General features: G+C 61.9%; 15 protein-coding genes, 1 tRNA gene and 1 other RNA gene. 10 read left to right on the forward strand and 7 right to left on the reverse strand.

Features of this window, described 5'->3' with window-relative positions; genetic code table 11:
- The first annotated feature begins 169 nt into the window (after positions 1-169).
- A complete protein-coding gene (locus tag PWJ82_RS03660) occupies positions 170-607 on the forward strand; it encodes a hypothetical protein (RefSeq protein WP_274735393.1) in 438 nt (145 codons plus the stop codon).
- On the opposite strand, the gene PWJ82_RS03665 is transcribed toward PWJ82_RS03660, so the two are convergent.
- The gene (locus PWJ82_RS03665) at positions 604-2,391 is read right to left on the reverse strand and encodes an ABC transporter ATP-binding protein (protein WP_274735395.1); all 1,788 of its coding nucleotides are present in this window, start codon (positions 2,389-2,391) and stop codon (positions 604-606) included. The genes PWJ82_RS03660 and PWJ82_RS03665 overlap by 4 nt on opposite strands.
- Entirely contained in the window at positions 2,388-4,241 is a 1,854-nt protein-coding gene (locus PWJ82_RS03670) for an ABC transporter ATP-binding protein (protein WP_274735396.1), read from the reverse strand. The genes PWJ82_RS03665 and PWJ82_RS03670 overlap by 4 nt, the downstream gene beginning before the upstream one ends.
- A gap of 91 nt (positions 4,242-4,332) precedes the next feature.
- Here PWJ82_RS03670 and PWJ82_RS03675 point away from each other — a divergent pair, with 91 nt between their 5' ends.
- On the forward strand, positions 4,333-4,473 hold the full coding sequence (locus tag PWJ82_RS03675; protein ID WP_274734445.1) for a hypothetical protein: 141 nt from the start codon (positions 4,333-4,335) through the stop codon (positions 4,471-4,473).
- Between the two features lie 12 nt (positions 4,474-4,485).
- Here the strand turns inward: PWJ82_RS03675 and aceE are convergent, their stop codons facing one another.
- Complete coding sequence (aceE, locus tag PWJ82_RS03680; protein ID WP_274735409.1) at positions 4,486-7,221, reverse strand: pyruvate dehydrogenase (acetyl-transferring), homodimeric type; 2,736 nt, start codon at positions 7,219-7,221, stop codon at positions 4,486-4,488.
- A 337-nt stretch (positions 7,222-7,558) separates the two neighbouring features.
- Here aceE and PWJ82_RS03685 point away from each other — a divergent pair, with 337 nt between their 5' ends.
- Both PWJ82_RS03685 and PWJ82_RS03690 read left to right on the forward strand, forming a co-directional pair.
- On the forward strand, positions 7,559-7,957 hold the full coding sequence (locus PWJ82_RS03685; protein ID WP_126134573.1) for a DUF3052 domain-containing protein: 399 nt from the start codon (positions 7,559-7,561) through the stop codon (positions 7,955-7,957).
- 99 nt (positions 7,958-8,056) lie between these two features.
- A tRNA-Val gene (locus PWJ82_RS03690) sits at positions 8,057-8,130 on the forward strand.
- Between the two features lie 57 nt (positions 8,131-8,187).
- Here the strand turns inward: PWJ82_RS03690 and PWJ82_RS03695 are convergent.
- Positions 8,188-9,039 carry an aldo/keto reductase gene (locus PWJ82_RS03695; protein WP_274735397.1) on the reverse strand — a complete coding sequence of 284 codons (852 nt, stop codon included), beginning with the start codon at positions 9,037-9,039 and terminating at the stop codon, positions 8,188-8,190.
- A 125-nt stretch (positions 9,040-9,164) separates the two neighbouring features.
- Here PWJ82_RS03695 and PWJ82_RS03700 point away from each other — a divergent pair, with 125 nt between their 5' ends.
- Together PWJ82_RS03700 and PWJ82_RS03705 are read left to right on the forward strand one after the other, a co-directional pair.
- Complete coding sequence (locus PWJ82_RS03700) at positions 9,165-9,950, forward strand: Nif3-like dinuclear metal center hexameric protein (protein ID WP_274735398.1); 786 nt, start codon at positions 9,165-9,167, stop codon at positions 9,948-9,950.
- Between the two features lie 107 nt (positions 9,951-10,057).
- Entirely contained in the window at positions 10,058-10,798 is a 741-nt protein-coding gene (locus PWJ82_RS03705; protein ID WP_274735399.1) for a zinc ribbon domain-containing protein, read from the forward strand.
- 379 nt (positions 10,799-11,177) lie between these two features.
- Here the strand turns inward: PWJ82_RS03705 and PWJ82_RS03710 are convergent, their stop codons facing one another.
- Positions 11,178-13,565 (reverse strand): LPXTG cell wall anchor domain-containing protein, encoded by a 2,388-nt coding sequence (locus tag PWJ82_RS03710; RefSeq protein ID WP_274735400.1) that lies wholly within the window; start codon positions 13,563-13,565, stop codon positions 11,178-11,180.
- A gap of 546 nt (positions 13,566-14,111) precedes the next feature.
- On the opposite strand from PWJ82_RS03710, the gene rnpB reads away from it, so the two are divergent.
- Positions 14,112-14,456: RNase P RNA component class A (rnpB, locus tag PWJ82_RS03715), an RNA gene on the forward strand.
- Positions 14,457-14,515: 59 nt separating this feature from the next.
- Here the strand turns inward: rnpB and map are convergent.
- Positions 14,516-15,427: a type I methionyl aminopeptidase gene (map, locus tag PWJ82_RS03720; RefSeq protein ID WP_274735401.1), complete on the reverse strand. Its 912-nt coding sequence runs from the start codon at positions 15,425-15,427 to the stop codon at positions 14,516-14,518.
- A 9-nt stretch (positions 15,428-15,436) separates the two neighbouring features.
- The gene (gene panB / locus PWJ82_RS03725; protein WP_274735402.1) at positions 15,437-16,243 is read right to left on the reverse strand and encodes a 3-methyl-2-oxobutanoate hydroxymethyltransferase; all 807 of its coding nucleotides are present in this window, start codon (positions 16,241-16,243) and stop codon (positions 15,437-15,439) included.
- Between the two features lie 90 nt (positions 16,244-16,333).
- On the opposite strand from panB, the gene PWJ82_RS03730 reads away from it, so the two are divergent.
- The 3 genes from PWJ82_RS03730 to PWJ82_RS03740 all read left to right on the forward strand — a co-directional run.
- Positions 16,334-17,533 carry a DUF2207 family protein gene (locus tag PWJ82_RS03730; RefSeq protein WP_274735403.1) on the forward strand — a complete coding sequence of 400 codons (1,200 nt, stop codon included), beginning with the start codon at positions 16,334-16,336 and terminating at the stop codon, positions 17,531-17,533.
- Between the two features lie 51 nt (positions 17,534-17,584).
- On the forward strand, positions 17,585-18,922 hold the full coding sequence (locus tag PWJ82_RS03735) for a glutamine synthetase family protein (protein ID WP_274734438.1): 1,338 nt from the start codon (positions 17,585-17,587) through the stop codon (positions 18,920-18,922).
- 17 nt (positions 18,923-18,939) lie between these two features.
- The coding region (locus tag PWJ82_RS03740; RefSeq protein WP_274735405.1) for a bifunctional [glutamine synthetase] adenylyltransferase/[glutamine synthetase]-adenylyl-L-tyrosine phosphorylase at positions 18,940-20,862 on the forward strand (1,923 nt) is incomplete at its 3' end.

The raw sequence follows: 20,862 nt of genomic DNA on the forward strand, positions 1-20,862 counted from the left end.
GGCCACGGTTATATTAACAAGGCTTACAGTAGCATTACCCCGGGATACAATTTGATTAAGATGCTATTGGTGTGGCCCGTGGCCGTATCCATCCACCCGAGGCATCGTTAGACTCAAAAATAAGGTCGTCACCGCGGCGGTTGATTATATAACTCAACGGAAGGATCTTATGATGAATGCCTACATGTCTGGAAAGATTGCGGCGGGAGCGGCGATCCTGGGTGCTTTCCTTGGCTATCCGCTTCTCTATATTAACTCCATGGATATGGCGCAAGGGGCCCCGGAATTTAGCCTTGCTATCTGGACCTGTACGTGCTTTGGCATGCTCTGGGTTGCGCTCGGCCAGGTTTATCTCCTGGGGGTCTACCAATGGTTCACGTTGCTGGAACAACCCCGGCGCCCCGCTCCCGCATGGCTGCGCCCCACGATGCAGGCGATCCCGGTGGGCGCTGCTGCGCTGGGAGCTATTCTCTTGGTCTTCCTCATTATTAAAAATGCCGGGCACCCGAGCGTTCTGATTCTCATAGCTGCCCTGTGGGTTCTCAGCCTGGGTGCCAGTGCGGTAGCACGGCTCATGTCCGGCTACCTTACGCGCCGCACGGCCTAGGCCCACTGGCTTTCGTAGAGGCGGGCATAGGCGCCGCCGGCTGCCAGCAATTCCTCATGGCTACCACTTTCCACCACGTCTCCGGCTTCCATGACCAGGATCGTGGTGGCATTGCGGACGGTGGAGAGGCGGTGGGCAATAATGAAAGAGGTACGCCCTTCGCGCAGCCGCTCCATGGCATCCTGGATAAGCGCCTCGGTGCGGGTATCCACCGAACTGGTGGCCTCATCCAGAATCAGCACATCGGGATTGGCTAGGTACGCTCGCGCAATGGTGATGAGCTGCTTCTCCCCGGCGGATACATTCTCGCCCTCATCGCCAATATGGGTATCGAAACCGTGGGGGAGAGTCTCGAGAAGATCATCGATACCCAGGGCGGCCGCGGCGGCAATGGCGTCGTCGCGCGTCGCCTTTTCCTTTCCGAAAGCAATATTTTCCCAGACAGTGCCGTCAAACAGCCAGGTGTCTTGCAGGACCATCCCGAAATGTTCCCGCAGAGATTCCTTGGTAAAAGAATCGATGGGCGCACCGTCCACGGTAATCGCCCCGCCATCTACCTCGTAAAAACGCATAAGCAAATTGACGAGCGTGGTTTTCCCGGCGCCGGTGGGCCCCACAATCGCCACCGAATGCCCCGGCTCCACCCGCAGCGAGAGGTCACGGATCACCGGGGTATCCGGTTCGTAAGCAAAACGCACATGCGAAAACTCGATAGTGCCACGCCGCGCTTCGGGAGCCACCACCTCGCGATAGCTCGAACTCGCATCCGGCTCCATTTCTTCCTGGGCGAGGTAATCGAAAATCCGCTCCGCGGAGGCCGCCGCGGATTGGATGAGATTCGCGGTAGATGCTAGGGACTGGAGCGGGTGGGAAAGCTGGCGGGTGTATTGCATCATCGCCTGGAGTCCACCAATGGTCATCGTGCCGGTCATCGCCTGGATACTCCCCAGGAGCGTGACGATAGCGAAGGAACCGTTCTGTACCAGCATCATGAGCGGCTGGGACATTTGCGCAATCGCCTGAGCACGGAAGGAAGCATCGTAAAGCTCTCCATTCGCGGCATCAAACTGGCGCTGGAATTCATCTTCCAGCCCGTAGGCAGCCACCACATCCAGCCCGGTGAAGCTCTCCTCCACCACGGCGGATACCTCACCTGTGAGCCGCCACTGGTCGCGGAAATACGGGCGGGAGCGACGCAGGAGAAGCAGAATGCCGATAATCCCCACCGGGATCACCACAAGCGAGGCAAGGGCTACCGACCAGGACAAATAGACCATGACCGCCACGATCCCGATGATCTGGTATATCGCGGAGAGCACTTCGGACAGGGTTTGCAGCAGGGACTGGGTCACGTTATCGACGTCGTTCGTGACCCGCGAGAGCACGTCCCCGCGCTGCTGTTTATCCAGCACGGACAGCGGCATCCGATCAATTTTCTGCTGGCAATCCCGCCGCATCTCATAGCCGAGATCCTGAATAATGAGGCGAATGATATAGCCGAACCAGAAACGCAGCAGCGCCGAGAGAATATAACATCCGGCCGCCAGGCTCAGCACCCGCGCCAGCTCCGGGAAATCCACCCCGCCCGCGCGAATCCCGTCGACCACCACGTTGGTGCCCTGCCCGAGGAGGAAGGGCGCGGCCACCACCGCCGCGGTCGCGATAAGCGAGAGCAGCAGCACCGCCAGGATCCGCCCCACATAATGGCGCAGGTAGTGGCGAATAAGGGTGAGGAGCGCCCCGCGGATATCACGAGCTTCGTCAATATTTCCGGCACCTCTCATGCTCGCGCCTCCTCATTCGTTGCGGCCGCGGTGCCGTTCGTTTCCGCGCTGTCCGCTTCTGTATCGCGTACCGCGTCGCCTTCCGGCTCGCGCTCCTGGGAGCGCACAATGGAGCGGTACATCTCATTTGTTTCCATAAGTTCGGTGTGCGTTCCGCAACCCACCACCTCGCCGCAATCCAGAACGACGACGCAATCGGCGCTGCGGGTGGTCGAAATACGTTGGGCGATAATGACCACCGCCGCATCTCGGACCCGCTCCTTGAGATTCGCCCGTACCCGCGCATCGGTGGCGTAGTCGAGGGCGGAGAAAGAATCATCAAAAACCACCAGGTCCGCTCCGGCCCGCCCGGAGTTATCGGGGAGGGCACGGTAAAGAGCCCGCGCGATGGTCAGGCGCTGGCGCTGCCCGCCGGAAAGATTGGTTCCCCCGGTTTCTACCGGCATCTCCAGCCCGCCCCCGGCTTGCACAAAATCCCAGGCCTGGGCGCAGCGCAGTGCATTGATCACCCGCTCCTGATCAATATCGCGGGTGGATCCAGCAACATTGCTGGCCACGGTTCCGCTGAACAGGAAAGCACGCTGGGGCACAATGGCTACCCGGCGGCGGAAATCAGCGAGTCGAATATCACGCACATCTACGTCGCCGGCCCCGGTGCTAGCTTCCACGGTGTAGCGCCCCGTGCTCACATCCACGAGGCGGGGCAGTATTTTGACCAGCGATGATTTGCCTGAGCCCGAGGCGCCGATAATCGCCGTCGTCGTTCCAGGTCTGAACGTTATAGAAATGCCGCGCAAGGCCGGTTCGTCCGCATCCGCGTAGGTGAGGGAAATATCGCGCAAGCTGAAAGTGAGCGGCCCGGGCGGCATCTCCCGCGCATTCGGCGCGTCCGCAATGGAGGGGACGGTGCTATTGACCTCGATCACACGCTCGGCGGACACATTACCGCGCGGAACCACCATAATAATCATGCCGAGCATCATGACCGCGCCCAGAATCATCATGAGGTAGGTAATAAAAGCCGCCAGCGCCCCCACCGGCATGGAACCTCCGACAATTCGATGCCCGCCAATCCAGACGATAAGCGCGGAGGCCAGCCCGATGACCGCGCTCATAGCCGGCAGCAGCGCGGACCAAATCGTGCCGATCTGGAGCATAATCGAACGGAAATTACGATTGTGGCCCTCGAATTCCCCCGCCATCGCATCTTCGCGACGGAAAGCCCGAATCACCCGCGCCCCGGACAGCTGCGAGCGCAGCGCATCGTTAATCGCATCCACACGCCGCTGCAGGGTTTCGTAGCGTTTGGCGAGCATCGCGGTACACACCAGAATAATTGCGGTGAGCACCGGAATAATCACAAGAAGGGTGAGAGAAAGTACCACATCCTGCCCGATGGCCATGAGCACCCCGCCCACTCCCATAATCGGGGCCGTCACCATAATAGTGAGGGACATGAGGGTGACCATTTGGATTTGATTGACGTCGTTCGTGGTACGAGTCACGAGGGTGGAGGCCCCAAAGCGCTGCTGGTCCGCGGGGGAGAAGCGCTGCACGTGCGCGAAAGTTTCGCGGCGCAGCTCCCGGCCCAGATGGGTGGACACCAGCGCCCCGTAATAGATCGCCCCGATAGCGCAGAGCACCTGCGCGAGGGTAAAGAGGAGCATGAGTAGCCCGCGCGACCAGATATAGGAGCTATTGCCTTCCAGGATGCCGTAATCGATAACGTTCGCGCCCAGCGCGGGGAGGGTGAGCCCGAGGAGCACCTGCGCGATCTGTAACACAGCAATCGCGAAGAGCTGGAATTTGCGGTCGCGTAGATGCCTCCACGCCAGTCGATAAACGGTCAATCACTCGCCTCCATATAGGTGTGGCGGCCCGAAAGCTCACTGTGCGAAAATAGCTCGCCGCGTGAGAAGGGACCGCCACACTATGCTACGTGTGAGAGCACAGATGCTCAAACACTATTCAATTAGTTACGACGACGCCGGGCCTGCACCGCTGCCAGTGCAGCGCCCGAGCGCCGTAGCTTGGCGCGCCGGGGATACTGGCTATGCCAGCGATGCAGGCCCGCCCGGGTAGCTTTACTCCGGTTTACTCCGGATCGTTATCGGGCACCGGTTCGGCTGCGGCCGGGTTATGCAGATCGTACTTCTCGATTGCCTGGCGGACAACCGAGCGGTCGATCTTGCCGGCCTTGGCCAGCGCGTACAGGGCCCGCACCACCATCGTGGCATCATCGATCTTGAAGTAACGCCGGGCGGCCGGGCGGGTATCGGAAATACCAATCCCGTTGGCGCCGAGCGTCTCATAATCACCCGGGATCCATTCGCGGATGGAATCTTGAACCTGGTGCTCGAAATCGGAGGTGGCGATGAAGGGGCCTTCTTCGCCTTCCAGCTTCGCGGTCACATAGGCCTTGCGCGGTTCTTCCTCCGGGTGGAGGTAGTTGTATTCATTGGTGGCCAAGCCATCCTTGCGCAGCTCATACCAGGAAGTCACGGAGTAGACGGTGGCATCCACGCCCCAGTCATCGCGCAGCATACGTTTGGCTTCGCGAGCCCAGCGCACCCCCACGCCCGAGGAAAGCAGGTTGACGCGCGGGCCGCCCAGGCCATCGGCTTCATCGAGCTTGTAGATACCGCGGATAATGCCATCCACATCCACATTCTCCGGTTCGGCCGGCTGGTGGATGGGTTCGTTGTAGACCGTGAGGTAGTACATGACGTTCTGCTCACGCCCGTCCGAGCCATCCCCGTACATACGCGTGAGGCCATCCTTGAAAATATGGCCGAGTTCGTAAGCGTAGGCCGCATCGTAAATAACCATGCCCGGGTTGGTGGAGGCGAGCACGGGGGAGTGCCCGTCCATATGCTGAGAGCCTTCACCCGTGAGGGTGGTGCGCCCGGCGGTGCCACCAATAATGAAACCGCGTGCCAGCTGATCGTAGGCCGCCCAGAACTGATCCCCGGTGCGCTGGAATCCAAACATCGAGTAGAAGATGTAGAAAGGCACCATCGGGGTGTTATGGGTGGCATACGAGGTTCCGGCCGCCACGAAAGCGGAGAGGGAACCGGCTTCGGTAATACCGGTGTGGAGCAGCTGGCCCTGGGTGGATTCCTTGTAGGAGAGCAGCATATCGTGATCCACCGCGGTGTACTGCTGGCCCTGGGTATTGAAGATCTTGGCCGAGGGGAACATGGAATCCATGCCGAAGGTACGCGCTTCGTCCGGGACGATAGGTACCATGCGGAAGCCGAATTCCTTATCGCGCATAATGTCCTTGAGCAGGCGCACCAGGGCCATAGTGGTGGCCACCTTCTGCTTGCCCGAGCCCTTCTTCATGGACTGGAAAGGCTTATCGGCCGGCAGGGCGATCCCACCCTGGTGGGTGCGGCGCTGGGGCAGGTAGCCACCCAGAGCTTCGCGCCGTTCACGCATATGCTTCATCGCCGGGTGATCTTCAGCAGGCTTGTAGTAGGGCGCGTTATAGGGATCTTCCAGCTGGGAATCATCAATGGGGATGCGCAGGGTATCGCGCAGCAGCTTGAGATCGTTGCTGTTGAGCTTCTTCATCTGGTGGGTGGCATTGCGCCCGGCGAAATTGGAGCCGAGGTCATAACCCTTGACCGTTTGCGCCAGAATCACGGTGGGCTGGCCCTTATGGGCGAGGGCAGCCCGGTAGGCGGCGTAAATCTTGTGATGATCATGGCCGCCGCGGCGCAACGCCCAAATCTCATCATCGGACCAATCTTCCACCATGGCCTTTGTGCGCGGGTCACGCCCGAAGAAGTTATTGCGCACATAAGAACCATCGTTTGCCTTGAAGCCCTGGTAGTCCCCATCCGGGGTGGACGTCATGAGATCCACGAGGGCGTGGTCCTTATCCTGGGCGAGGAGCTTATCCCAGCCCGAGCCCCACAGCACCTTAATGACATTCCAGCCCGCGCCCTTAAAGAAAGACTCGAGTTCCTGAACGATATTGCCGTTGCCGCGCACCGGCCCGTCCAGGCGCTGGAGGTTGCAATTGACCACCCAGGTGAGATTATCGAGCTTCTGGGAGGCGGCCAGCTGGAGCATCCCGCGCGATTCGGGTTCGTCCATTTCGCCATCGCCCAGGAAGGCCCAGACGTGCGAATCAGAGGTGTCCTTAATGCCGCGTTCGCTCAGGTAGCGATTGAACCATGCCTGGTAGATGGAATTCGTGGCACCGATACCCAGGGACACGGTGGGGAACTGCCAGAAGTCCGGCATCTGGTGGGGATGCGGGTAGGAAGGGAGACCGCGCCCGCCGGAAATGCGGGAGGCTTCCTGGCGGAAAGAATCCAGGTCAGCTTCCGTCAGGCGCCCTTCCAGATAGGCGCGGGCGTAATTACCGGGGGAGGAGTGGCCCTGGAAGAAGATTTGATCCCCGCCGCCGGGAGCATCCGGACCGCGGAAGAAGTGGTTGAAGCCCACTTCATAGAGGGTGGCTTGGGCGGCGTAGGAAGAAATATGCCCCCCAACCCCCACGCCGGGGCGCTGGGCGCGCGTTACCATCACGGCCGCGTTCCACCGGGTCCAGCTGCGGAACTGATGTTCGAGTTCCTCTTCTTCCGCGGTGCCCGGGTAGGGAGGTTCTTCTTCAGCCGGAATCGTATTGATATAGGGCGTGACGAGATCAGGGGAGACCGAAACTCCCTTGGTGCGCGCGTGTTCGTCCACGCTGGCGAGGATAAACCGCGCCCGATCCGCACCATTTGTTTCAATCAGATCATCCACGGACGCTAGCCATTCGCGGGTTTCTTCCGGATCAACATCCGGGATCTGGCTGAGCTGGCCGGATACCATGCGAGCATCAGAATCTTGTGAAGCCACGGAATCTCCTCCATTGCTTGAGTGGTCATGTTTCTTAGGGACGTGTCAAGGCTACCCGTTCGCGGCTTTAGTCCCAGAGCGGCTGTGGTGCCTCTTACACATGCACTCTTATAGTACCGCGTTGTTGAGAGCCATCGCACAGGCATGAGGGGAATTAAGCTGAGCGGTGGACGGGGCGCGCGGCGGGTGGGTTTCGCGGCGCCCGGATACCGGGCGGCGCGCGTCGTCGTACCGGAATGATCACCAAAATCACGAGGCACGCGGCTGAGATTAACTTGAAAAAACGGCGGCGATCAGATGAGCTTAAGCCATGAGTTCGTTTGGTTTCCAGAAAGGGAACATCATCCAAGAATTTGGCTACGACGACGACGTAGCCACCCAGGTCCGCGCGCAGATCGAAGAAACTATCGGAAGCGAGCTGCTGGACGAAGATTCGCGCGATATCGTGGACGGCGCCATCGCCTGGTGGCGTGCAGACGATGGCAACGTCGATGACCTCGCCGATTTGCTCCTGGATATCAAGGCTAATTTCGACGACGAAAATGCTATCTGCTGGCTCTTCGTGCCCACCGGGCGGGTGTCGAATGCGGTACCGCATAACGATATTGAAGAGGCTGCCGATACCGCGGGGATGCAACCAACCACATCCGTGGCCCTCGGTGAATCCTGGACGGGCGTGCGCCTGACCAATAAGGGCCTGCGCTACTAGGCTCCTCACCTCGCCCAAGGATGTGGGCGGTAGGTATTTTCGGTGAGAAGGTGCGCGCGGGCCGCGCATCGGGTAGGATCATCCGAGTGCGCAGCGCGCGGGCCCGTAGCTCAGTTGGTCAGAGCACCTGGTTTACACCCAGGGTGTCATCGGTTCGAATCCGGTCGGGCCCACTCTTTATACCGCCTATGCGCTTATACCGCTATGCGCTTCATCGCGCGCCGGTGGTGCTACCACTCTTCATGCGTACGCGCATCCCAAACGTGCAGGTCACCGGTATCCAATGCGGCTAAATCCCGCATATCTGATTCATCCAGGGTGAAGCTGAAGAGATCAGCATTCGCCCGCCAGCGCTCGCGGCGGGACGACGACGGAATCACCACAATGCCCTGCTGGACACACCAGCGCAGCACAATCTGGCCCGCACTTACCCCGTGCTTGGCAGCCAGGCGCCCCACCACAATCTGATCCAGCAGCTTCTCCGGGCCGCCCAGCGGGCGCCACGCTTGGGTGACAATGCCGTGGCGCTCATGGAAGGCGCGCAGATCGGTGCGCGGGAGGGCAACCGAGAGCTGGATCTGGTTGAGTACCGGCCACACCCCGGTGGCCTCATGCAGGCGCGTGAGATGTTCCGGCAAGAAATTAGAGACTCCCACGTGGCGCACCACGCCCTCGGCCTGGGCGGCGAGCATTTCTTCCCAGGTTTCCACGTACAGGCCGCGGGAAGGATTGGGCCAGTGGATGAGGAGGGCATCGAGGTAATCAGTATCGAGGCGGCGCAAGGAATCTTCGATGCTGCGCCGGGTATAGCGTTTGCCCTGTTCCGCGCCGGCCACTTTCGAAGTGATAAACACCTCCGAGCGCGCCACCCCGGAGCGTTTCACCGCTTCCCCCACGGCTGTTTCATTGGCGTACTGCTGGGCGGTATCGACGAGGCGGTAGCCATCGGCGATGATGTGGCCCAGGATGGTGGCAAGTTCGTTTCCCTTGGCTAGCAGAGAGCCGATCCCGACGAGGGGAATCTGCCCGCCATCGGCAAGGGGAACGGTGGGAATAACGGTGGGAATATCGGATGCGGTCATGCCCCTCAGCCTATCAATGTGACAGATATCATGTCTATCTAGTGTTTTCCTGGCGGAATTAGGCGCCGTACTTGAGAATGAACGCGCATTTTCAGTTCCGTAGGCGCCCCGGGTAGGGTGGATTCATGACATATACAGTGGCGGATATCACCGCGGTTATGGACGAATTATTCCCACCCGCGTGCGCGGAAAGCTGGGATCGGGTCGGCCTGGTGGCAGGCCTGCCCAGCGATGAGGTGCGCAGCGTCGCTTTCGCCGTCGACCCGTGTGAAGCAACCGTGCAAGAAGCCTGCGAACGCGGTGCTGACCTCCTCATCACCCACCACCCGCTCTTTTTGCGCGGAACTTCCACCGTGGCGGGAACTTTCGCCAAGGGGCGGTGGATAACGCAGTTGGTGCGCGGGCGAGTCGCGCTTTTCAGTGCCCATACCAATGCGGACGTGGTGGCCTCCACCGTTGCGCTCGCGCGGCTTCTGGGCGTGGAGATCGAGAGGCCGCTGGATCCCGAATCCGGAATCGGCGGGGTGGGGAGCATTGCGCCCGTGCCCTTCGGGAAACTGGTGGAGAAGGTAGCTCAGGTATTACCGCATACCCCGGCCGGGGTGCTCGGGGCGGGTGATCCCGAGCGGGAAGTGCGGCGCCTGGCTATCTGCTCCGGTTCGGGAGATTCACTCTTAGCGGCCGCGAAAGCCGCGGGCGCGGATGCCTATCTCACCGCGGATTTACGCCACCACCCGGCCACCGACCATATCTGGGACGGTGGCTGCGCGCTCATCTGCGCCACCCACTGGGCCAGTGAATGGCCGGTGCTCGGTGAGATGGAGGAGCGCCTGCGTGAACATTTCCCGCAGCTGAATACGTATATCTCCGCGATTCCCACGGATGCGTGGAATATCGCGGTGCGTGGCTGAGGCGACCGCGGCTGCGGTGGCGGTACCCTGCGCGGGGCGGGCTCTCCCACATAGAATAGGGGAGGCGCGCCGCGCGCCTTTCGTGCGAGTCGAAGGAGATCCACCCGATGAAAGCACCCCGTGCCGATCAACTTATCCTGCTTCAAGTTGCTGATTTGGATGCGCAGCTCAACCGCCTCGAGCGGGAGAATACTCAGCATCCGCTGCGGGTATCCCTGGGGAAACTCCTCAATGCGATTGCCGCGCGCGGGCGGGAAAAAGCCGCGGCGGAAACGCAGCTGGAGCAGGCACGGGCAGACTTGGCAGATATTGAAAAAACCAGCGCGGAATTAGCGCGCCAGGTTGCGGACAAAGAAGAAGAATATAATGCCGGAACCGGGCTGACATCCCGCGATCTGCTTGTTTTGGAAGACGAAATGGCGGCTTTGCGGGCTACCCTCGAGGAAACTTCGGACAGAGAATTCACCGCGCTTGAAGCGGTTGAAGGCGGCGAGGAACGGGTGCGGGAACTGGGCGCAGCTATTGATGCACTCCAAGAAAAAGTACTGGCGCAGCGTTCCGAATTGGAAGATGTGGTTGCCGAGCTTACCGCCTCTCAAGAAAAAATCCGCGCCCACCGCGAGGAGCTTTATGCACCGCTGGCGGCGTCGCTCAAAAAAGTGTACGAACACTCGGTTGCCACCGGTGGCTACGCGGTCATGACCATGACTCCCAACGGTGCCACCGGCGCTGGAATCACACTCTCCCCGGTAGAAGTAGCACAAATCAAGTCCACCCCGGAAGATGATATTTATCTTTCCGAGGATTACGACTGCATTATCGTTCCGGTGGATTACGACGAAGCCTAGGTGATTGCCCGGGTGCGCGGGGCGCGGAGAACATTTTTCCTTGCCCGAGCATTAGCCAGGCCCGGGAGCGAGGCTCGCGTTGAGCCAGGTGAGCCATCAGAGTGGTACCCGAGAACATCGGGCCGCACGTAGTGGTACTTCCCGACAAGAAAATGGGCTCTTGCTGTAGCTCCAGTACCACTTCAGCTCTGGCACACATATAGGTGGCCGGAAAGACCATAAAGATCTTCCCGGCCACCATCCGAATGCGCTTCTTGGGGCTATGTTCCCAGCTGCCCGTGCCGGCTAGGCCCGCGGCTGTGCCCGTGCCGGCTAGGCCCGCGGCTGTGCCCGTGCCGGCTAGGCCCGCGGCTGGTAGGGAACGCTAGCCATGCGGTTTCTAGCGCGCGGCACGCTTGCGGGAGGCATACGCCACCGCGCCCGTTCCAGCCAGCATAAGCAGCAGAGCCGCACCGGCCACACCGGTACTTTCCGCACCGGTGTTCGGCAGCTGCGCCGCGGCCGCGGCGTGCTTGGCAACCGACTGCTTAGCGCGGGCTGCCGGGGCTACCGGAGCGGCAGGATCGGCGTGCTTGCCGCCCGGTGCCGGGGCATTCGGTGCAGGCGTTTCCGGTGCCGGCGCGCTCGGAGTAGCAGCCCCGGTGCCGGGTTGCTCACCCGCACCCGGCGTCTCTCCCGCACCAGGAGTTTCCGGCTGCTCTGCCGCACATTTCTCCAGGAAGGTACGCAATGCCGCGATACGGGCATCGACCGCCGCTAGATCATCCGTGAGCTGTTTCGCCGCAGCATCCGCCGCCGCGACCTTCTGCGTCGCTTCGGCAAGGGTGGCGCTCGCAGCCGTATCGTGCTCACGGGCCGCCGCGGCATCAGCCTCCGGCTGGGTAGCCGCCGCTGCCAACTTGTCATATTCGGCCTGCAAGCCGTCCAGCTTCGCCGCGGCTGCTTCCAGATCCGCAACCTGCTGGCGGGCCTTATCGCGTGCCCCCTCGGCGGCCGTCAGCGCGGTGGAACTCTTGTCCGCCGCCGCCTTCGCCTTCTCAAGTTCCTGGTCGGCAGCGCCCTTCGCGGTCTCGGCCTCCGTCAGGGCTGTTGCCGCTTGGGTGTGCTCCTGCTGGGCTTCTTCGCGCTTAGCCTTGAGGTCATTGAGCTTCGGCACGAACTCATTGATAATCTTCGCGGAGAGGTCTTCCAGCTCCTTGTTCGCCTGCGTGGCTTTCTCCTGTGCGGCGGTGGTTTCCTGCTGGGCTGCCGTTAGCGCCTCATCGGCGGGGCGGGTTGCTTCCGTCGCGGCGGTCTCCGCGGCGGCGAGGGCTGCCTTCGTGGTTTCTACCTGCTGCTGAGCCGCGGTGAGAGCCGCGTCTTTCTCGGCAACAGCAGCGCGCTTCGCCTTCTCGCTTTCCACCGCGGCCGTCAGCTGCGCGGCGCTTTCCTGCGCGGCCTGCTGATTCGCGGCGTGGGTGGCCTCCAGGCCAGTCTTCTCGGTCTGCGCCGCATCACGCTCCGCTTCTTTGGCGGGAATCTGGGTGGCGAGCTCATTCTTTTCCGCAACCTTGGCGGTATACGCCTCATTCGCCTGCGTGAATGCAGCCTTCTTCGGGGCGGTTTCAGCCTTCTTCGCTTCCCATTCCTGCCGGAACTGCTCCACTTCCTCGTTACTGTAATTCTTCTTGTCCCCGGCGGCGGCTTCGTACATCTCCTTCGCCTCGTCCTCGGCCGCTTGGGCCTCGTTGTAGGCGGCTTCGGCATCATTCTTGGCCTGTTCCAGTCCCGGCAGTGCGGCCTGCACCTCGGCCTGGCGGTTCTTGAGTCCGGTAAGCGCATTCTCAAGATCGCCGAGTTTTTGCGTGGCCTGCGCCAGCTTCGCTTCCGAATCCTTGACATTACGCTGGGCAGTTTCATCATCAGCGCGCTTGAGCGTCACATCGTTAGCTGCCGCGGTGGCCGCCTGCTGCGCTTCATCTTTCGCGCTCTGGGCGGCGGGAACGGCAGCGACGGCGTCGTCGTGCGCCCGCTGCGCCGCGGCAACCTTTTCCGCTTCCCGCGCGGCAACCTGGTCGCGGGTATCCTGAGCCGCGCGTTCCTTGGCCCGTGCAGTCTGCAAATCCGCGTCCGCCTGATTCTTCTTCGCGGTTACCTCACGCAGCTGCGCGGCGAGCTTCTCGCGTTCAGCATTTCCGGCAGCCTCGGCCTCCTGCGCCGCCTCCAGCTTTGCGCGGGCATCTTTCTCCACCTGCGTCTTCGCGGCGAGCTGCGCAGTCTTCTCGTCAAGAACGCGTTGTGCGTCGGCCGCTGCTGCGGCGTCTTTCTCCTTTTGGGCCGACGCCGCCACTACCTGGCTCTCCGCCGCTTCCAGAGCGGTGCGCGCCGCGGGAATCGCATCTTTCGCCGCCTGCCCTTCCGCCTGGAACGCATCCAGCGCAGCCTTGGCCGCATCGCGGGCCTGTACGGCAGCCTGGGCGGCCTTCTCCGCGGCGTTCAGTTTCGCGGTAGCCGAATCTTTCGCGGCTTGTGCCTCCGTTGCGGCAGCCTGGGCGGCTGTGAGATCTTGCTGTGCAGTTTCCGATTTCTGGAGCAGCGCGTCCCGTTCGGAATTCGCTTGGGCGACCGCGGCCGTTGCTTTCGGGGAATCCGTGCAGGAGCTAAAGGAAGCGCCCGGAGCGGGGGAGTCGGCGGTCGGTTGGGCCTGGGCGGCCACGGTACCCGCCATTGTGAGGGCGAGGGTGGTCACGGTGAGAGTACTGGCGATTCGGGAGATACGCTGCCTCATGGGAATCCTTCGCGAAAGACATTGCAGTACTATCCTGAGCGGCTAATCTGCAATTTTGAGTGTTTAATGAAACATCCAAAGTCTACGGGCCGTGCGGTGTATCCGTATATGACCTTTGGTTAAATGTGGTGAGCGTCTACGGCGGTGTATATATGCAGCTCGTGGCGTGTGCGTAGCCGTCTGTGTTGCGGTGCGGGGGCCGACCCTCACGCAAAGTCGGCCCCCGCATCCATTACCTACTAACAGAGAAAACTTGCGAAACGTCGCTGTTTTGACTGTTGATCGGATTCTAAGCAGGTTTAATATTTAGGGGCAAGGGATCCTCAAACACTTAATAATTGCGGTAGTTCGAGTAGGAACGGCCTGCCTTACTTTCCCAGCCTTTCGCGCTTTCGTATATGAGCAAAGTAACAATCCGGCAATATTACTCGCGGTAATTGATGCGGTATATACATTCAGAAAAGGCATTCTTGTATCGTTTCGAATCCGGGTAATAATCGCGGGGATGGCTGCCGTGCACCCGTCAGACTGGTAGCATAAACGGGTCATGTTGGCCGGGCGGCCGCGCGGCGCGTATGCGCCTCGAGGAACGTCCGGGCTCCGTAGAGGACGGTGGTGGGTAACGCCCACCCGGGGTGACCCGCGGGAAAGCGCAACAGAAAGTAAACCGCCGCAAGGTAAGGGTGAAAGGGTGGTGTAAGAGACCACCGCGTGCCGGGTGACCGGCATGGCACGGCAAGCCCCACCGGGAGCAAGATCAGACAGTGCCCCGTCAGGCTCCTCGTCTAGGGCACGGGTGGATTGCTAGAGTGCGTCAGCAATGGCGCACGTAGATGGATGGTCGCCGCCGCGCGAGCGGTACAGAACCCGGCGTATAGGCCAAGATGACAGTGGGGGCGGATTTTCGAATCCGCCCCCACGTGCATATCTGCCCCAGCGTGCATATCCGCCTAGAGCCGCAGCCCGAGTTTCGGATCGGAGGGCAGCGTCAAAATCTCTGGCCCGCTTTCCCGCACCACGATGGTGTGCTCAAATTGGGCGGTGCGCCCGCGGTCCTTGGTCACGACCGTCCAGTCATCATCCCAGATCTCATAGTCGATAGTTCCCAGCGTCACCATGGGCTCCACCGTAAAGACCATATTCTCTTCGATGGTTTCCCCGTGCAAAGGTGCGGCGTCGTAATGCGGAATAATGAGGCCGGAATGGAAAGCCTCTCCCACGCCGTGCCCGGTGAAATCACGCACGTCCCCGTAATCGAAACGCTTGGTATACGACTCAATCACTCGGCCGATCACGTTGACCTGGCGCCCGGGGCGCGCCGCCTTAATCCCGCGCAGGGTGGCGGTGGCGGTGCGTTCAATAAGCAGGCGGGATTCTTCGTCGATCTCACCCACACCGAAAGTGGCATTGGTATCCCCGTGCACGCCGTCCTTATAGGCCGTCACGTCCAGGTTGATAATGTCACCTTCGCGTAGCACCTGGTCATCAGGGATACCGTGGCAGATAACTTCGTTGACGGAAGTGCAGATCGACTTGGGGAAACCCATATAGCCCAGGCACGAGGGGTAGGCGCCGTTATCGATCATGTACTCGTGGGCGATGCGGTCTAGTTCATCGGTGCTCACGCCCGGGCGGATCGCTTTGGCGGCCTCGTACATGGCATCCGCGGCAATGGTTCCCGCCACCCGAATCCGCTCAATCGTTTCCTCAGTTTTCACATCCGAGGCGGTGATCACTTCCGGCCCGTCATGAAACATGTATTCGGGGCGTTCAATATGGGCCGGAACTTTACGGCGCGGCGAAATCTTTCCGGGACGCGCCGAACCGAGCGGCGCACGTGCTGCAAGACTCATAGCCACCATTGTAGTGGCTTAGAAACTGTGCTCCTTATCCGGGAATTCCCGGCTCTTGACGGCCGTGCGGAAAGCCGTGACCGCGTTGCTGAGCGCGCTACCCACCTCACCAAAACGCTTGGCGTAGGAGGGCTGCCATTCATTCATTCCGGCCATATCCGGCCATACGAGTAGCTGCCCGGACGTGCGGTAGCCGGCCCCGATCCCGAGGGTGGGAACTGAGAGAATTTCGGTAATTTTCGCTCCGAGTTTCCCGGGTACCATTTCGACGACGACGGCAATAGCGCCCGCCTTCTCCAGCGAGACCGCATCGTCGATAATGGCCTCACTTTCTTCTTCATCCCGGCCTTGCACCCGGGGGCCACCCAAGGCAGCGTCGGCGTGGGGCCGGTAGCCGACGTGGGCCACCACGTTAATCCCGGCGTGGGTGAGGGCTTCGACGATGGGTGCGAAAGCTTCCCCGCCTTCTAATTTCACCGCATCGGCGCCCGCCCGCACCAGGCGGATAGCGGTGCGGATAGCTTGCGCAGGGCCTTCTTCATAGGTGCCCATCGGCATATCGGCAATGATGAAAGCCCGGGTGGTGCCGCGCATAACGGCGCTGGTGGCGCGCTCAATATCTTCCAGGGTGACCTGGATTGTGGAGGAGAATCCCATGGCGGTATTGCCGATGGAATCACCCACCACCAAAATATCGATTCCGGCCGCGTCCAAAATGCGCGCTGTGAGAGCGTCATAGCAGGTCAGTGCCGTGAGCACCTCTCCGTTAGCGACCATTTCATTCAGGTGCTGCACCCGAATTCGTGCCGGTGAGAACTCCGTCATGATTACCTCCCGATATCTATGGCTTAGAGTACTAGGTCACGCGCGCCGGTGCATCATCGGGCACGGTACGCTAGGTGCGAGGAGGTGACTGTGGAACCCTTGCTTGAGCTGGTGTCCATGAACGCACTGGAATTCTGGTTAGCCTTAGGGATCGGGGTGACTGCCCTGGTCATTATGTGCCTGGCGCTTATCCCCAGTAGGGAATATGCCGATCTGCCGCGCGGGGTGTATCCGCGTGAACCTGCCGGGGTAACCGGCCATAATTACCGGCGCCGCCGCCGGCATACCCGCCCGCCGGTGCGCACCATCCCTCCGGAGATGCCGGCCGCCCTCGGGGCTTTTATGCACCGCCACTACGCCGCGGACGACGCCGCCATCACCACCCTCCTCGACCTGGCCGCCCGCGGGTTCCTCACCATTGACTTCTTCCGCGATCCGGCCTTACGTGGCCAGATGATCACAATTTCGCTCACCGAGGCGGATACCTCCACCCTCGAACCTTTTGAGATGCGGGTTCTGGCGGCCCTCGCCTCCCCGCAGAGCGCCGAATCGGCAGCATTCCGTGAATCTGAGCCATTCGATGATCGCTCGTATCGCACCGCGATGGAAAACGCCGGGCTGCCCGCCGCCTCCCGCCCGGTGCTACGCGTGCAGGGCTTCTCCACCCGCCTCGCCCTCGCCATCGCGCGCGATAGCAAAGCGGAAGTGGTATCGCGGCGGGGCTGGTACCACCACGGGCGCGAATTAGTGGGGTCGCTGGCAGCCGTACTCTTCTTCGGTGGTATCGCCCTGACGGGATTGGCCTTTATCGGGGCCCTGGCTTTTGAACTGTCCTGGTATTGGCTCATCGTGGGCGGCTGGCTGGTGTTCTGCGGATTCGTGGGGCTCCTCAATTTTTCTTCTCTCACTCCGAACGGGGTGGTGGCCAGCGACCAAGTGGAAGGTTTCCGGCGTTTCCTCACCGCGGCTCCCCGTTTCGCTGGGGTGAGCGCGGACGTCCTCGCTTCTTATGTGGGCTGGGCTTATGCCCTGGAATGCGCGGATGAATGGGTCCGTTCCCTCGAGCGAATTAACTCGCGGGATATGCGCGACGTCGGCGCGGCCCTCCCGTGGCTGCATTTTGCCGGCGAAGACATCACAAATTGGTACCAGCTGCGCGAGGCCCTGAGCGTATTGGAAACCCGCTTCCGTTCCCACCCGCTCGCCCACGATCTCCCGCACGCGCGGCGCCGCCACCTGCGGCGCTTCGTGCGCGGATTACTACCCGCCGCAATTCGCACCCACACCTAATGGACCACGCCCGCAACACCCCACGGATACAGAACGGAAAGATGAAGCGCCATGGATGACCAGCAAGAACACGTCCTTCGCACCATAACCGACCGGGGCATCCGCTACGTGCGGTTGTGGTTCACCGATATCGTCGGCACCCTCAAATCCGTGGCGGTAGCCCCCGTGGAGCTCGATAATGCTTTCGCGGAGGGCGTCGGTTTTGACGGCTCGGCCATTCAAGGGCTCACGCGCGTTTATGAGTCAGATATGATTGCGCGCCCGGATGCTTCTACCTTTGCGGTATTGCGTGGCGTGGATGGGAGCGACGACGCCGCTTTCATGTTCTGCGATATCCTCACCCGCGAAGGTGAACCAGCCCGCTCCGACCCCCGGGCCATTCTGCAACGTACCCTGCGGCGCTGCGAGGATCTGGGCTTCACCGCCTACGCCCACCCGGAAGTCGAGTTCTACCTGTTCCAGCCCGGGGCGAGCGATGATGAAGAGCCCACCCCGATCGATTCGGCCTCCTATTTTGATTACGTTACCCGCTCGGTGGCTCATAATTTCCGCAGGGATGTGATCCTCTCCCTGGAGGACGTGGGCATCAGCGTGGAATTTTCCCACCACGAAATTGGCCCGGGCCAGCAAGAAGTAGATCTGCGCTACGCCGATTGCCTAACGATGGCCGATAGCATTATGGCCGCCCGCGTCATCATTAAAGAAGTGGCACTGCGTCACGGGGTGGAAGCATCCTTCATGCCCAAGCCCTTGGCGCACTGGCCCGGATCGGCCATGCACACCCATTTCTCGCTTTTCGAAGGCGAAACAAATGCCTTCCACGATCAACGCGGCCAGTTCGGAATGTCGGTGACGGCGCGGCGTTTCCTCGCCGGCCTCATGCGCCACGCCCGCGAAATTACCGCTGTCACCAACCAGCACGTCAATTCCTATAAGCGACTGTGGGGCGGCGGGGAAGCCCCACCCTATGTGTGCTGGGGGCCGCGCAATCAATCCGCCCTCGTGCGGGTACCCGAATATAAACCCACGAAACCGCAATCAGCACGCCTGGAATACCGCGCCCTGGACACGGCCGCCAATCCCTACCTAGCTTTTGCTGCGGTACTCGGCGCTGGCCTGGCCGGAATCGAAGGGAAATACGATCTTTCCGATCCGGCCGATACGGACGTTCTCCTCCTCACCGATATGGAACGCTCGGTACTCGGCATCGAATCCCTACCCGGGAGCCTGGACTCCGCCCTCAAGCTCATGGAGGGCTCCGATCTGGTTGCCGAGATTCTGGGCGAAGATGCCTTCGATTACTTCCTGCGTGATAAACGCGCCGAATGGGCCGAATACCGCGCCCAGGTTACCCCGCTGGAACGCGCACGTTTCCGCGCGGATCGCTAGGGTAGCGGGGAACGGGTATGCGTCGTCTCACCCTCGCCCAGCGGGCCCGGCGCTCTGGATTCACGGCCCCCGAACGCGCCGTTCCGGATCTGGAGGCCGGCGCCTGGCAGCCCGAGGATTTCACGCACGTGGCGGACCCGGACCGGGCACTTGCGGCCTGTGCCCGGCTCGGTTTAACCCGCCGGGAGGGCGTAGGCTGCGACGCCGCCGCCCGGCCGCGCCTCCTCGCTGTCCTCGGGCTTTCCACCGCGCTGGCCGATCACCTGGCCCGGCACCCGGAAGCCGCCCGTAACCTGTGCGGCAGCGCGGAGGAAGCAGAAAGGCGCGCGCTCCTGAGCGAGGCGGAGGAACGCACCGCCATGCGAGCTGCCCTCGCCCCCTGGCTCACCGGCACCGCAAACAACCTCCAGGATGCTATTGCCGCGCTACGAGCCCACTATTACACCCGTATTCTCACCCTGGCCGGCTGGGATCTCACCCTCCCCGACCCCCTTATCCGCCTGCCCGAGGCGGCCGCCACCCTCTCTAACCTGGCCTGCGCCACCCTGGAAGGTGCCCTCCAGCTCGCCCGCACCCGGGTACCTGATGCCCAGGATATTGACTTCACGATCATCGCGCTCGGGAAAACTGGGGGAGGGGAACTCAATTACGCCTCCGACGTGGACGTTGTTTATATCACCGAACCCCGCCCGGGCGTGAGCGAAGAACGGGCACTGGAGATCGGCACCGCACTGGCCACCACCCTCGCCGGATATATCAGCGCACCCGGTCCCGAAAGTGCCCTGTGGACCATTGATACCGCGCTACGCCCCGAAGGCGGCACCGGCTCCCTTGTCCGCACCCTTGCCTCCCACCTGGATTACTACGCTACCTGGGCGCAAAGCTGGGAATTCCAAGCCCTCCTCAAAGCCCGGGTAGCCGCAGGAAACCGCGAACTCGGTGAAAGTTACGTGCGCGCCACCCGCCCGCTGGTATGGAACGCTGCCTCCCGAGAGAATTTCGTGACCGACGCCCGGGCCATGCGTACCCGCGTCGAATCCCATATCCCCACCGCCCAACGCGAACGCCATATCAAACTAGGGGCGGGCGGCCTGCGCGACGTCGAATTCACCGTCCAGCTCCTCCAATTAGTCCACGGGCGAGTAGATACCACCATCCGCTCGGCCACTACTACCACGGCGCTCGCGAGTCTGTCCGAAGGCGGATATATTTCTCGCACGCATGCCGCCCGCCTCGACCACCACTACCGGTGGCTGCGTTGCCTGGAACACCGCGCCCAAATGGTGCGCTTGCGCCGCGCCGCCGTGCTTCCGACCCGGGAAGATGACCTGCGCCGCCTGGCCCGCTCCCTCGGCCTGCCCGACGCCGGCGCGCTTCTCGAAGCTTTCGCGCAGGTACGCCGGGAGGTGCGTGAACTCCACCAAGATATTTTCTATCGGCCTCTCCTGCCCGCCGCAGCCCAGCTCTCCGCGGATGATATTTCCCTCGCCCCCGAGGCCGCCCGCAGCCGCCTCGCCAGTATCGGCTACCGCGACCCTGCCGGGGCCTTGCGCCATATCGCCGCCCTGACCGCGGGAAGCAGCAGGAGCGCAGCGATCGCCCGCCAGCTCCTCCCCGTGATGCTCGGCTGGTTTGCGGAAGGTCCCGAACCGGATGCCGGGCTCCTCGCCTTCCGGGTGCTCTCGGAAAAAATGGGGGATACCTCCTGGTATATGCGCACCCTGCGCGACGGCGGGCCCGTCGCGCACCGCCTCGCCCTTATCCTGGCCCGTTCGCGTTTCCTCGCCCGTGATATCCCCGAGCTTCCTGAATCCATCGCGTGGTTGGGCGACGACGCCGAACTGGCCCCGGGGGGGGGGGGGGGGGGGGGGGGGGGGGGGGGGGGGGGGGGGGGGGGGGGGGGGGGGGGGGGGGGGGGGGGGGGGGGGGGGGGGGGGGGG

This window comes from Actinotignum schaalii (assembly GCF_028864145.1).
Lineage (GTDB): Bacteria > Actinomycetota > Actinomycetes > Actinomycetales > Actinomycetaceae > Actinotignum > Actinotignum schaalii_B.

What these genes read in the sequence shown, in the direction of transcription:
- PWJ82_RS03710 (WP_274735400.1), bottom strand. Translation starts at nt 13,565, where the DNA reads ATGAGGCAGCGTATCTCCCGAATCGCCAGTACTCTCACCGTGACCACC.
- PWJ82_RS03735 (WP_274734438.1), top strand. Translation starts at nt 17,585, where the DNA reads ATGGATGACCAGCAAGAACACGTCCTTCGCACCATAACCGACCGGGGC.
- panB (WP_274735402.1), bottom strand. Translation starts at nt 16,243, where the DNA reads ATGACGGAGTTCTCACCGGCACGAATTCGGGTGCAGCACCTGAATGAA.
- PWJ82_RS03685 (WP_126134573.1), top strand. Translation starts at nt 7,559, where the DNA reads ATGAGTTCGTTTGGTTTCCAGAAAGGGAACATCATCCAAGAATTTGGC.
- PWJ82_RS03660 (WP_274735393.1), top strand. Translation starts at nt 170, where the DNA reads ATGATGAATGCCTACATGTCTGGAAAGATTGCGGCGGGAGCGGCGATC.
- aceE (WP_274735409.1), bottom strand. Translation starts at nt 7,221, where the DNA reads ATGGTATCCGGCCAGCTCAGCCAGATCCCGGATGTTGATCCGGAAGAA.
- PWJ82_RS03700 (WP_274735398.1), top strand. Translation starts at nt 9,165, where the DNA reads ATGACATATACAGTGGCGGATATCACCGCGGTTATGGACGAATTATTC.
- PWJ82_RS03695 (WP_274735397.1), bottom strand. Translation starts at nt 9,039, where the DNA reads ATGACCGCATCCGATATTCCCACCGTTATTCCCACCGTTCCCCTTGCC.
- map (WP_274735401.1), bottom strand. Translation starts at nt 15,427, where the DNA reads ATGGTGGCTATGAGTCTTGCAGCACGTGCGCCGCTCGGTTCGGCGCGT.
- PWJ82_RS03705 (WP_274735399.1), top strand. Translation starts at nt 10,058, where the DNA reads ATGAAAGCACCCCGTGCCGATCAACTTATCCTGCTTCAAGTTGCTGAT.
- PWJ82_RS03665 (WP_274735395.1), bottom strand. Translation starts at nt 2,391, where the DNA reads ATGAGAGGTGCCGGAAATATTGACGAAGCTCGTGATATCCGCGGGGCG.